Genomic DNA, 11991 nt, shown 5'->3' with positions numbered 1-11991 from the left:
CGTCCAGAGGCCCGCAGCCTACGGCACTTTGGTTTGCGGGGTGACCTTTTCCCGGATTCCGATCAGGCCGTTTGCGACGCCGCGGCCCGGCCCTGCAGGTCCTCGATCGTCAGTGGATACGCCGGCGGATCGGGCAGGATCAGCTCGCGCCGAACGGTCAGATCGGGTCCGACGTGCAGCAGCTCACCGGACGCGAGCGAGTACCAGCCGGGGTCCTCGTCCATCGGCTCGCTGGCGACGATCACGGCGGGCCTGTCGGCCAGGTCGCCCGACCGCACGCGGATCGAGCCGGCGGCGCTCGCGTGGTCGAGATGGCGCCCGCGCGGCCGCCGTTCGAGCACCTGCAGGTCATGCGTCTCCGGGTAGCGGAGCGCCCACAGCTCGGTCGCGCTGACGAGGATGACGTTGAGCGCGAACAGCGGCAGCTCGGCGGCGACCCAGCGCGCCGCGGCGATCAGTCCCGCCGTCACGTCCCCGCGCCGGCGCGCGGTCTCGGCGGTCACCAGGGCGAAGAAGCGCTCGGAGTCCGTCTCGCCGTGAACCATCCGCAACGCGTCGCCGAGGTGCGCATCGAGCTCGTCGAGGCCCTGGATCACGCCGTTGTGCGCGAACAGGCGGCGCTCGAGCAGGAAGGGATGCGTGTTCTCGACCGACACGGCGCCGGTCGAGGCGAAGCGGACGTGGGCGATGAACGTCCTCGAGCGCACCTCGCGCGCCTGCTCGGCGAAGCGGCGGTCGCGGTAGGCGGCGATCGGGTCGCGGATGACCGTGGGGGCGCCGGCGGCGTCGTAGACGCCCAGGCCCGTGCCGTCAGGGTCGCGTCGGCTCTGGCGGGCGAGGCTGTCCGGCGCCTCGAGCAGCCAGAACGTCGCGCTCACGCGCTGCGGCCCGCCCGTCATCCCGAACAGCCGGCACATACCCCAACGATGACGCACAGGCGGCGACTCCAACGAATGTCGAATTGCTCATCGAGGGTGCGTGTCGCGCCGAAACCTGGTTCTACGACGCTCCCACGAGGAGCGGGGAAACGACACGGAGGTCAAATCCAATGAAGGCCCGTATGTATCGCCTGGCGCTGGTGGCGGGCGTCGTCGCCGTCTTCCTCGAGGGCCTCGGGGCCGGCCTGAAGTGGGGGTAGTGCAATGAACGGTCGCAAGTGGTAGCAGTGCCCGAGGGCGCCCGACCGGGCGCCCTCGGTCGTTCGAGCGAGATCACGGGGTGCCGCAGACATAGATCCAGTCGCCCTCGAGCAGGCCGGCGCGGCGCAGCGCGTCCTCGCCGAACGCCTCGCGCGGGCGCACGACCTCGACCGTGAAGCCCGCCGCGCGTAGGCGATCCTCGACGTCGCGGCCGTAGAGGCGGACGTGGTCGTCCTGCAGGAACGCCTCCCGGCGCGCCGCAGGGGCGACGATCGACGCGTCCTCGTAGGTCGTCGCGCGTGTGACGTCGGCGGGGACCATCACCACGCACCAGCCGCCGGGGGCGGTCACGCGGCGCAGCTCGCGCATCGCGGCGGCGTCGTCGGCGACGTGCTCGAGCACGTGCGAGCAGAGGACGGCGTCGTACGCGCCGTCGGCCAGCGGCATGCGCGTGATGTCCAGCTGCAGGTCCACGCCCGCCGGATCGAGGTCGGCGGTGTCGTAGCGGAAGCCCTCGCGGCGTGCGGCCCGCTCGAGCGCGCCGCGCAGGCAGTACTCCGGCGCGAAGTGCAGCAGCGCGCGCGCCTGGGCGAGCATGGCGGGCCGGGCCTGGAGGAGCAGCCACAGCGCACGATGGCGCTCGTGCGCGCCGCACCGCCAGCACAGCGCGTCGCCGCGGTTCCACGCGGGCGCGAAGGCATCGAAGCCGTGGCCGCAGATCGGGCAGCGGACCGCGTCGCCGCGGTGGCGCAGCATCAGCGACCGCCTGCGCACAGCAGCCGTGACGCGCCTGGGCAGTTCCCGCCGCATCGAGGCGGGATGATCGCAGGCGGCTCAGTAGATCCGGTTGAAGCGGCGGCAGAACACCGGCGTCGGCAGCTCGCCCTCGCCGTAGCCGACGGTGTCGCCGTACGCGTGCTCGATCTCGAAGCTCACCGTCGTCCAGCCCTGGTTGCGCACCCGCACGACCACCTCGCGCGGCGGGGTGCCGGGTGCGACGGGGTGGCGGCCGGTCCAGACGGTTCCATCGGGAACGTGCATGGAGCGAAGGGTGGCAGGAGGCGCGGCGGTGCACGCTGGGGCAAACCCGAACTCCCTGCCGCCGACCTCCGGGCGCGTGTGCGCCGGCAAGGCCGTCGGAGGGCTCGTCACAGGCGCCTATAGCCGCAGGGATGCCTCGAGCACCTGCTGCGCCTGCACCGCGCGGGTCAGGCCGTCGCGCGGGAAGCGGCGGGTGCGCAGGCACGTCGCGAACGCCCGGACGGCCTCGCCGGCGTCCGGCGGCGGGCCGATCCAGCGCTCGCCGCCGAGCTCGAGCACGCCTTCGGTCAGCACCGCCGTGCCCGCCGACCCGGCCACGACGACCTCCAGCCCGCCCGGCCGTGAGGCCCAGCCCGCGCGGACTGTGAGCGGCACCCCGCCCAGCGAGCCGACCGCGGCGCCGCCGACGTCGCCGCGCCCGTCGCGATCGAGCGTCGCCGCCGCCACCACCGGCGGCTCGTCCGGGGCGAGCACCGCCAGCGCGTCGACGAGGTGCAATGCGAGGTCGCCGAACCCGCCCACGCCCGCCCGGCGCGGGTCGCGCATCCACGCCCGCGGCCCGTCGAACCAGCCCTCCAGCGCCCCGCAGTGCGCGAACGCGGCGCTCACGCTCGCCACCCGCCCGAGCACGCGCTCGAGCAGGATCGAGCGCAGCCGCTGCAGCGCCGGCAGCTCGCGCAGGAACAGCGCCGCCAGCCCCGGCGTGCGGCTGCGCTCCACCTCGCGCGCGACGGCGCGCGCGTCCGCCGCGCTCAGCGCCAGCGGCTTCTCCACCAGCAGGGGCCGCCCGGCGCGCGCCGCCTGCACGCACAGCGCCGGCCGCTGGTCGGTCGGCGCGCAGATCACGACGGCATGCGCGCGCGTGATCGCGCCGTCCGCGGTCGTGACCGCCGCGGCCGAGATCGGCCCTGGGATCGCCGACGGGTCGGCATCCCAGACGGCCGCCAGCCGCACATCCGGCTCGGACGCGATCACCGCCAGCACGTCGGCCACGTGCGGGTGCGCGCAGCCCAGCAGCGCAACATCGATCGGCACGCCTACAAGCCTCGCAGCCCGGCGAGCGCCGCCGCGACGGCGGGGCGCGGCGGCTCCGGGCGGCGGATCAGGACGACCGGGAGTCGCCAGCCGTCGATCGGCACGAACGCGACGCCGGGCCGCGCCGCCGCGCGGCCGAAGTGGAGCTCCTCTGCGACGGCTACGAACGAGCGCACATGACGCAGCTGCGGATCCATGCCGATCGGGAATCGAAGCAGAACGCCGGCGGCTTGGACGTGAGAGGACCGCACGCCACCGCCGGGCCACCATGGAGCGCGCCGACCGGATCGTCGTGCTCGAGCGCGGCCGCCTCCGGGATCTCGGAGAGCGCGTCTAGCGAACCGGATATCGTGCTCGCCCCCGCCATGCGAGCACTCGTGAAGGCACACGCGGAGCCCGGCCTGTGGCTCCAGGACGTCCCCGAGCCCGAGCTCGGCATCAACGACGTGCTGATCAAGGTCGATCGCACCGGCATCTGCGGCACCGACCTGCACATCCGGTCATGGGACAGGTGGGCCCAGCAGACCATCCCCGTGCCGATGGTGGTCGGGCACGAGTTCGTCGGCGACGTGGTCGCCGTCGGCTCCAACGTCAGCGGCTTCGCCCCCGGCGACGTCGTCAGCGGCGAGGGCCATCTCGTCTGCGGCCGCTGCCGCAACTGCATGGCCGGCCGCCGCCACCTGTGCGCGCACACGCAGGGCGTCGGCGTCAACCGCCCGGGCGCGTTCGCGGAGTACCTCGCGCTGCCGATGACCAACGTCTGGCACCACGGCAAGGGCATCGACCGCGACGTGGCGGCGATCTTCGACCCGTTCGGCAACGCGGTCCACACCGCGCTCGCGTTCCCCGTGCTCGGCGAGGACGTGCTGATCACGGGCGCCGGGCCGATCGGCATCATGGCCGCCGCCGTCGTGCGCCACGCCGGCGCGCGCCACGTCGTCATCACCGACGTCAACCCGCATCGGCTCGAGCTGGCGCAGGCGATGGGCGTGACCCGCGCCGTCGACGTCGGCCGAGAGAGCATCGCCTCGGTGCAGGCCGAGCTCGCGATGGAGGAGGGCTTCGACGTCGCGCTCGAGATGTCCGGAAGTGCGGCGGCCCTCCGCGACGTGCTCGTGAACATGGCGCACGGCGGCCGGATCGCGCTGCTCGGCATCCCGCCCGAGGAGTTCGCGATCGACTGGAACCGCGTCGTCTTCAACATGCTCACGATCCGCGGGATCTACGGCCGCGAGATGTACGAGACCTGGTACGCGATGACCGTCATGGTCCAATCAGGACTCGACGTGTCGCCCGTCATCACCCACCATTTCTCCCACGAGGAGCATGAGGAGGCGTTCGCCACGGCCGCCTCCGGAGCAGCGGGCAAAGTGATCCTGCACTGGAGCTGAACGTGTACGACGCCGTCAAGGACCAGCTGGCCGCCGAGCTCGGCGACATCCGCGCCGCGGGCCTGTACAAGTCCGAGCGCGTCATCGGCTCGCCACAGGACGCGCTGGTGAAGGTCGGTGGCGACGAGGTGCTCAACCTCTGCGCCAACAACTACCTCGGCCTCGCCGATCACCCGGCGCTCGTCGAGGCGGCGCGCGAGGCGCTCGAGCGCTGGGGCTTCGGCATGGCCTCGGTGCGCTTCATCTGCGGCACGCAGGAGATCCACAAGGAGCTCGAGGAGCGGCTGAGCCGGTTCCTCGGAATGGAGGACACGATCCTCTACGGCTCCTGCTTCGACGCCAACGGCGGGTTGTTCGAGACGCTGCTGGGCCCGGATGACGCGGTCATCTCCGACGCGCTCAACCACGCCTCGATCATCGACGGCATCCGGCTCTGCAAGGCCGCGCGCCACCGCTACGCGAACAGCGACATGGACGAGCTCGAGGCGTGCCTGAAGCAGGCCGGCGGCGCCCGCCGCCGGCTGATCGCGACCGACGGCGTGTTCTCGATGGACGGCTATGTCGCCAAGCTGGACGAGATCTGCGACCTCGCGGAGCGCTACGACGCGATGGTGATGGTCGACGACTCGCACGCCGTCGGGTTCGTCGGCGACCACGGCCGCGGGACGCCGGAGCTCAAGGGCGTCATGGGCCGCGTCGACATCCTCACCGGCACGCTCGGCAAGGCGCTGGGCGGCGCGTCGGGCGGCTACACGAGCGCACGCAAGGAGGTCGTGGACCTGCTGCGCCAGCGCTCGCGCCCGTACCTGTTCTCCAACACGCTCGCGCCGCCGATCGTGGCCGCCTCGCTGAAGGCGCTCGAGCTGCTGCAGGGCGGCGCCGGGCTGCGCTCGCAGCTGCAGGACAACACGAGCCTGTTCCGCGGGCGCATGACCGAGCTCGGCTTCGACGTGCTGCCCGGCGACCACCCGATCGTGCCCGTGATGTACGGCGACGCGGGGCTGGCCGCGCGCACCGCCGACGCGATGCTGCAGCGCGGCGTGTACGTGATCGCGTTCTCCTATCCGGTGGTGCCGCAGGGGCAGGCGCGGATCCGCACGCAGATGTCGGCGGCGCACTCGCGCGCGGACATCGAGCGCGCGATCGCCGCGTTCGAGGCCGTCAGAACGGAAGTCCCAGCACCCTGACCGGCCCGGCGGGCCACGTGGCGCCTTCGCGCAGCGGGCGCCACATGCTGGCGTCGCCCATCTCGACGATCCGGTCCGGCTGCTCGGCGGTCACGCGCGCCTCGATCCGGCGGAAGCCGAAGCGCGCGTAGCGGGCCGAGTTGCCGACCGAGCAGAAGAGCATCGCGAACGCCGGGCCGAGCTCCTCCGCGCGCGTCAGCGCCGCGTCCATCACTCGCCGCATCAGCCCCTCGCCGCGGCGCGGGCGGGCGACGATGACGCCGCCGACGCCGACGACCTCGAAGACGTCGCCGCCGGCCTCGACCCCGGCGACGACGAGCCCGGCGGCGGCGACGAGCCGGCCGTCGTCGCGCAGCGCGAGGTAGCGCTCGGACTCACGCCATTGGAGGTCGTTGACGCCGAACGGATGGGCCTCGCCGGCCGCCAGCTCAGCACGGCCCGCGGCCGTCATGCCCGGCAGCTCGATCAGCTCCATCACACCGGCTCGTCGTCCGGCAGCGGGACCTCCTGCGGCGGCGCGCCGTCCGAGTCGCTCCAGCTCGTGAACGCCTCGCCGTCGCGGCCGACGTGCACGTGGGCGCCGCCGAGCGCGAGCAGGATCACGTCCTCGCGGTGCGGGTTGGCGAGCTGGCGGCGCAGGTCCGGCGCCACGCGGGCGAGGTCGCCCTCGTTGAGCTCGTGCGGCTCGCCCTCGATCCAGAGCGTCAGCGTCCCGGAGATGACGAGGTAGACCTCCTCCTGGTGCTCGTGGCGGTGGATGCGGCCGCGCTGGCCCGGGCGCAGCAGCACCTGGTTGATCCCGAAGCTCGTCACGCCGAGCCGGCGGCGCAGCGACACGAAGCGATCCTCGGCGTCAGGGTCGAGCGAGGCGAGGGCGAATCCGGTCTCCATCGGCCCGATCCTACGGCGTGGCGTTCGGCTCAGCGACCGCCGGCCGGGCATGCGCGATCCCTGAACCGTCGCCGGCGTATCGACGTACATGCGTCCACCCGCCCGGGCGCCCCCGCGGGGATGCCGATGCCACTCTCGATGTGCGGGGCGAACGGTGACGGGCCGTTGCGCTCCGGCGTCCAGGCGTAGGCGGGACTCGCCGGCCCTGCGGTGGCGCGCCATGACGTGCTCGGGCGCGCTGCTGCAGGGCCTGACGCAGCTAGGTCTCGAGCAGGCCGAGCCAGGTCTCGGCCTCGGCCGGCGTGCGGCCGCCGTGGTGGCCGCGGAAGCGGCGCTCGACGCTGGGGAAGGCGTCCAGCCACGCCATCCGGCCGGGCGCGGGGAGGACGCACACGTCGGCGAGCCGGGCCTGCAGGCGCGGGCCGGCGGGTCCGAACAACTCGCTCGCGTGGTGCACGTTGGCGCGTTCCCCGAGCCGGTCCTGCAACTGGGCGATCACGTGCTCGGGCTCGTCGACGTGCAGGAAGCAGTCGCGCGCGGAGCCGGCGGGGGGATGGAGGAGGTGCTGCGAGAGCTCCGGCCAGAGGGCGTCGAGGTGGTCGAGGCGGGCGGGATGGACGTCGACCTGGCCGTGGTCGGCGGTGATCAGCACGAGCGTGCGGGCCGGCAGCGCGGCCTCGATCGCGTCCAGCGCGGCGAGCGCGGCGGCGTCGAACTGGGCGCTCGACGGGCCGTGCTGGTGCCCGATGGCGTCGACCGCGTCCCAGTACAGGTAGCTCAATCCCGGCGTGCCGAGCCGGCCGACGCCGGCGGCGAGGTCCTTGAACGGCACCACGGTCGCGCCGGCGAGCGCGGCCGAGCTGAACGTGGACGGCCAGATGTGGGCGGGCTGCAGGACGGTGCTGGGGACATCCAGCTTCTCGAAGAAGCTCGGGCGCGGCACGACGTCGCGCGGGTCGAGCTCCAGCGGCGTGCCGTCGGCGCGCACGAACGGCAGTGGGAGGATCACGTCGTCCGCCCGCGGCTCGTACACGCGCCACTCGTAGAGGCCGTGCTCCTCCACGGGCAGGCCGCTGTAGAGCGTCGTCAGGTGCGCCGTCGTGGTCGAGGGGAACTGCGAGGCGAGCGGCTCGATCTGCATCCGCTCGAGCAGCGGGTGGGACGCGTGCCGCTGCACGAACGCCCAGCCGAACGCGTCGATCAGGATCACGGCGATGCGCTCGTGCGCGCGCGTCAGCGCCTCGATCCGCGCGGGCAGGCCGGCGAAGCCGTCCATCAGGCGCGGCGGCTCCACGGCGCGGCGACGGCGAACGCGACCGCCGCGTGCAGCGCCGGCGGGTAGGCGATGAACGGCGCCGCCGGCGCGGGCGCCACGAGCAGGACGAGCAGGAGCTCGATGACGGCCCGGCCGCCCGGTCCGCCGGCCGCCGTCGTCGCCATCTCGGCCTGAGGCGGCCGCTCCCCGCCGGTCAGCACGATCCGCCGTCCGCGGCCGACCTTCAGCCCTCGAGCGGAGAGGACGTCCATGAGCCGAATCTAGCCGCCGCGTCGACCCGAGGACCATCTGCGCGAGCGCGACCGTCACGGGCTCGCCGTTCCCGAGCGCGCGCCGGGCCCGAGCGCTCGTCGCCCCCGCGCAGGTGCTCGTCGTCAGCCGCGGGCGCGCCTGGCGAGCTCGACGGTCGCCGCTCGCAGCCCGCCCGGCGCGATGACCGTCTCCGCAAAACCGACCCGCGTGGAGCCTGTGCCGCGCGGCGTCCCGACGGTGAGGTCCAGCCCGTAGCGGTCCGCGCCGTCGCAGCGCGCCTCGGTCGCGTCCGGGAAGCCACCGAGCGTCCGCGCCATCGCGAGCAGCGCGTCGGCGTGGTCCTCGTTGAGGTGGCGGACCGCGGAGGCGGCCTGCGGCGCGACGGGGTCCGGCTCGGCGGCGTGGTAGGCCGCCGCGTCCGGGGAGTCCATGCGGCCGTAGCCGCCGACCCAGCGGACGCGCTCGACGCGCAGCACGTAGTACGTGAAGTCCCCGAAGCCGCCGTAGAGGTTGGAGGCGGGCGACGCAGCGCCGTACGCCGAGCCGGCGGCCTCGAGCTCCCCTCCCGCCGGCTCTTCGACGCGGCCGGCGAGCGTCACGCGGCCGGAGTCCAGCGGGTCGCCGTCCAGCTCGGCTTCGCCGATCACCAGGCTCGCCCGCTTGTCCCGGCGCAGGTTGCGGCCGTGCTCGGCCAGCGTCGAGACGCAGACGACGGGCGTGCCGTCATCCAGCGCGGCGTAGAGCACGAGCGAGCCCCACGGCGAGCCGTCCTCGCTCAGCGTCGCGAGCGTCGCGACCCTGCCCTGCGCGACGAGCGTGCGCGCCTCCTCCGCGGGCGTGCGGCGGCGCGCCGGCGGGACCGGCTCGAGCGGCTCGGCGCCGGTCAGCACGTCAGCGGCACGACATGGTCGGTGGGAACGCGATCATCGTACGGCGCGTCAGCGCGCCGCGGCGTCCTAGCCGTGGAGCGCGAGCCGCTGGCCATTCATCTTCGCGCCCGAGTCGGAGATCAGGAAGCGGATCGCCTCCCCGATGTCGGCCGCGTCGGTGAACGTCTTGAACGCCTTGTCCGGCTCGGCCTGGCGCATCTCGGGTGTGACGAGCGCGTTGATCGCGATCACGTTCGCGGTCGCGCCTCCGCCGTCCTTGGCGAACCCGTCGGCGAGCGCGTAGACCCACGCCTCGGCGGCCGCCTTCGCGGCGGCGTACGCCGCGTTGTCGTTCGACGGCGCGACGGCCTGCTTGGCCGACATCAGCACGAAGCGGCCGCGGCCGGAGCGCGTCAGCGCGCCGAAGAAGGCGCAGGACGTGTGCTGGACCGTGCGCACGAGCAGGTCGTTGAGGAAGTCCCAGTCCTCGAGCGGCGCCTCGGCGAGCGGCGTGCCGCCCCGCCAGCCGCCGACGAGGTGCACGACCGCGTCGACGCGCCCGAGCTTCTCCTCGAGCTCACGTGCCCATGCCTCGGCGGCGCCCGGGTCGAGCAGGTCGACCGCACGGCTGTCCGCGGCCTCGAGCCCCTCCAGGCGCTCGGGCTCGCGGTCCGCCAGCGCCAGCGTCGCGCCGGCCGCGGCGAGCGCACGGGCCACGTGCGGACCGAGCGAGCCGCCCGCGCCCGCGATCACCACGACGCGCCCGTCCAGCGATCTCTCCTGCGCGGCGCCCCCACTCACGCGCTCACCAGCGCGGCGTCCGCGGACAGCTTCTGCTGCAGCGAGACGTAGAACAGCGAGAGCGGGAACTCGTCGTCGAGCACCTCGTCAATGTACGGCTTCGGCTCGGCGACGTCCGCGAAGGCGCGGACGCCCTTGACCCAGCGCGACCCCGTCGCCGGCGGCACGAACTCCGCCACCAGGTCGTGCGCTGCCGCCCAGTGCTGCAGCTTGGTGCGCTGGATGCCCGAGCGGTAGAGCGCCTCGACGCGCTCGCGCAGGTCCAGCACGCCCGCCGCGACGTCCTCCCATTCGATGCTGAGCCGGTTGTCGGTCCAGTGCAGCCGGCGCGTCTCGTGCAGGTAGGCGAACAGCAGCTGGCCGCCCAGGCCGTCGTAGTTGCGCACGCGCGGGCCGGTGATCGGGAACCGGAACAGGCGGTCGAACAGGATCGCGTACTGGACGTGGCGGGCGAACGCGAAGCCCTCCGCCTCGAGCTTCACGGCCTCCGAGAACGCGGTCAGGTCGCAGCGCAGCTCCTCCAGCGAGTACATCCAATACGGCATCCGCTGGCGGATCATGAACGGGTCGAACGGCAGGTCGCCGTGGCTGTGCGCGCGGTCGTGGATGAGGTCCCACAGCTCGTACGCGTCGCGCGAGAGCTGCTCGCTCTCGAGCAGCGCGGCGGCATCGGGCGGGAGATTGAGGCGCAGCGTCTCCACGGCGCGCGCGGACGTCGCGCGGAAGCGCGCGGCCTCGCGGTCGCAGAAGATGCCGCCGAAGTGGTTCACCGGCTTGCCGGCCACGCTCACCGTCTCGGGGAAGAGCACGGCGCACTCGCTGTCGTAGCCGGCCGTGTAGTCGACCAGCGTCACCGGCACGAACTTGGGGTTGTCGTAGCGCGTGCGCTCGAGCTCCGCGAGCCACTCCGGCCACGGCACGCTGACGATCAGCGCCTCGAAGACCTTGTCGCGCGAGCCGTTCTGCTTGTACATCGGGAACACGACGAGGTGCTGGATCCCGTCCTCGCGCCGGCGGTCGGGGCGGAAGCGCTCCAGCGCGGCGGTGAAATCGGGCTTCTCGTAGCCGCCATCGGCCCACGTGCGCAGGTCGCCCGCGACCGCCTCGAGGTAGTCGGCCTGGTGCGGGAAGTGCGGCGCGAGCCCGTTGACCGCGCCGATGATCGTGTCGACCTGCACGCGCAGCTCCAGCGCATCGTGCTCGGCGAGGTCCACGCTGCCGTCGGGGCGCTGCTTGAGTCGAAGGCTGTCGACCTCGGCCTTGAGCGTCGCCCAGTGGGGATCGTCCTTGGCGGGCGAGACGACGGGCGGCGCGGCCCGGCGGAAGGCGCCGCCGGCGGCCCAATGGACGAGGCTCAGCCACAGATCCTGGTGATCCAGGTCGCCCACGCAGTCGTCGCCGAACACGTCCGAGTCGGCCGCGACGACGACCCGGCCCGCGCCATGCTCGGTCACCGCCAGCAGCGCGGCGTGCGGCGTCGACGCGGTGGCCGAGGCACGCGCGAGAACGCGCACGTCATCGTCTCCGCCGAGCTCCAGCGCGCCCGCGCGGTAGAAGCACGCCTCGTGCACGCGTGCGAGCAGGTCCACGCCGCGCTCCGGACGCTCCAGGTCGGCGAGGATCCAATGCGGCGCGGAGCGGTGTCGCGCGTAGTCGGAGATCGTGTCGTTGGCGATCCGGATGCCGAACCGGCCGACGAGCTCGTTGAGGTTGTCGCCGTACTTCGCCTGCTCGCTCTCGCCGAGGACGATCAGCCCCCCGCCCGCGGCGACGAAGGCCTCGATCGTGTCCAGCTCATCAGCCGAGAGGCGCGGTATCCCGCCGGGCACGGTGCGCTCCCACGCGGGATCGGATGGATGCGCGAGCACCAGGACGTCGGCGCCTTGCAGTGCACCCTCGTCGAGGGCCCCGGCCTCGTGCACCGCGACCTCGAGGTCATGCCGCCGGAGGGCATCGGCCGCCAGCGCGTACGAGGAGTCCTCAGGATGCGAAGGCTGGATGGCGCGCGCGACGTCGGGCCGGATGGTCCAGGCCTGGCTGTGCGCTTCGTCGAACAGGATGCGAGCGGAGGACGGGCGAGCGGGCATGCATACAGGTTGCCCGGGGAGT

13 protein-coding genes and 1 pseudogene are annotated in these 11991 nt (G+C 73.4%); 2 read left to right on the top strand and 12 right to left on the bottom strand.

Annotated elements, in window-relative coordinates; all coding sequences use genetic code 11:
* Window positions 1-62 precede the first annotated feature (62 nt).
* The 5 genes and pseudogenes from H958_RS0100365 to H958_RS48980 all read right to left on the bottom strand — a co-directional run.
* Window positions 63-917 carry a class II glutamine amidotransferase gene (locus H958_RS0100365; RefSeq protein ID WP_028057205.1) on the bottom strand — a complete coding sequence of 285 codons (855 nt, stop codon included), beginning with the start codon at window positions 915-917 and terminating at the stop codon, window positions 63-65.
* Between the two features lie 294 nt (window positions 918-1211).
* Window positions 1212-1895: a class I SAM-dependent methyltransferase gene (locus H958_RS33880; protein ID WP_051323632.1), complete on the bottom strand. Its 684-nt coding sequence runs from the start codon at window positions 1893-1895 to the stop codon at window positions 1212-1214.
* A gap of 78 nt (window positions 1896-1973) precedes the next feature.
* Window positions 1974-2180: a hypothetical protein gene (locus H958_RS0100350; RefSeq protein WP_028057204.1), complete on the bottom strand. Its 207-nt coding sequence runs from the start codon at window positions 2178-2180 to the stop codon at window positions 1974-1976.
* A gap of 117 nt (window positions 2181-2297) precedes the next feature.
* Entirely contained in the window at window positions 2298-3215 is a 918-nt protein-coding gene (locus tag H958_RS0100345) for a Gfo/Idh/MocA family protein (RefSeq protein ID WP_028057203.1), read from the bottom strand.
* A 95-nt stretch (window positions 3216-3310) separates the two neighbouring features.
* A pseudogene (locus tag H958_RS48980) lies at window positions 3311-3412 on the bottom strand (LysR family transcriptional regulator); the annotation flags it as partial.
* Window positions 3413-3580: 168 nt separating this feature from the next.
* Between H958_RS48980 and tdh the strand changes: the two are divergent.
* Window positions 3581-4606: an L-threonine 3-dehydrogenase gene (gene tdh / locus H958_RS0100335; RefSeq protein ID WP_028057202.1), complete on the top strand. Its 1026-nt coding sequence runs from the start codon at window positions 3581-3583 to the stop codon at window positions 4604-4606.
* A gap of 2 nt (window positions 4607-4608) precedes the next feature.
* Window positions 4609-5793 carry a glycine C-acetyltransferase gene (locus tag H958_RS0100330; protein ID WP_028057201.1) on the top strand — a complete coding sequence of 395 codons (1185 nt, stop codon included), beginning with the start codon at window positions 4609-4611 and terminating at the stop codon, window positions 5791-5793.
* On the opposite strand, the gene H958_RS0100325 is transcribed toward H958_RS0100330, so the two are convergent.
* From H958_RS0100325 to H958_RS0100295, 7 genes are all read right to left on the bottom strand, one after another.
* A complete protein-coding gene (locus tag H958_RS0100325; protein ID WP_051323631.1) occupies window positions 5768-6268 on the bottom strand; it encodes a GNAT family N-acetyltransferase in 501 nt (166 codons plus the stop codon). The two genes, H958_RS0100330 and H958_RS0100325, sit on opposite strands and share 26 nt — an antisense overlap.
* Window positions 6268-6684, bottom strand: coding sequence for a cupin domain-containing protein (locus H958_RS0100320; RefSeq protein WP_028057199.1), 417 nt, complete (start codon window positions 6682-6684; stop codon window positions 6268-6270). The genes H958_RS0100325 and H958_RS0100320 overlap by 1 nt, the downstream gene beginning before the upstream one ends.
* Before the next feature lie 259 nt (window positions 6685-6943).
* Window positions 6944-7978 (bottom strand): alkaline phosphatase family protein, encoded by a 1035-nt coding sequence (locus H958_RS33870; protein WP_037408761.1) that lies wholly within the window; start codon window positions 7976-7978, stop codon window positions 6944-6946.
* A complete protein-coding gene (locus H958_RS47215; RefSeq protein WP_028057198.1) occupies window positions 7960-8211 on the bottom strand; it encodes a hypothetical protein in 252 nt (83 codons plus the stop codon). Before H958_RS47215 ends, H958_RS33870 begins: the two co-directional genes overlap by 19 nt.
* Before the next feature lie 123 nt (window positions 8212-8334).
* Window positions 8335-9102 (bottom strand): HugZ family pyridoxamine 5'-phosphate oxidase, encoded by a 768-nt coding sequence (locus tag H958_RS0100305; protein ID WP_028057197.1) that lies wholly within the window; start codon window positions 9100-9102, stop codon window positions 8335-8337.
* 66 nt (window positions 9103-9168) lie between these two features.
* Window positions 9169-9882 carry an SDR family oxidoreductase gene (locus tag H958_RS0100300; protein WP_028057196.1) on the bottom strand — a complete coding sequence of 238 codons (714 nt, stop codon included), beginning with the start codon at window positions 9880-9882 and terminating at the stop codon, window positions 9169-9171.
* Window positions 9879-11969, bottom strand: a complete 2091-nt coding sequence (locus tag H958_RS0100295) for a DUF6421 family protein (RefSeq protein WP_028057195.1) — start codon at window positions 11967-11969, stop codon at window positions 9879-9881. The genes H958_RS0100300 and H958_RS0100295 overlap by 4 nt, the downstream gene beginning before the upstream one ends.
* Between the last annotated feature and the right edge of the window lie 22 nt (window positions 11970-11991).

The sequence above is a fragment of the Candidatus Solirubrobacter pratensis genome (assembly GCF_000425945.1).
In the GTDB taxonomy this organism is placed as follows: domain Bacteria; phylum Actinomycetota; class Thermoleophilia; order Solirubrobacterales; family Solirubrobacteraceae; genus Solirubrobacter; species Solirubrobacter pratensis.
Note: the sequence above shows the minus strand (reverse complement) of the source record. Positions and strands in the feature narration are given on the sequence as shown.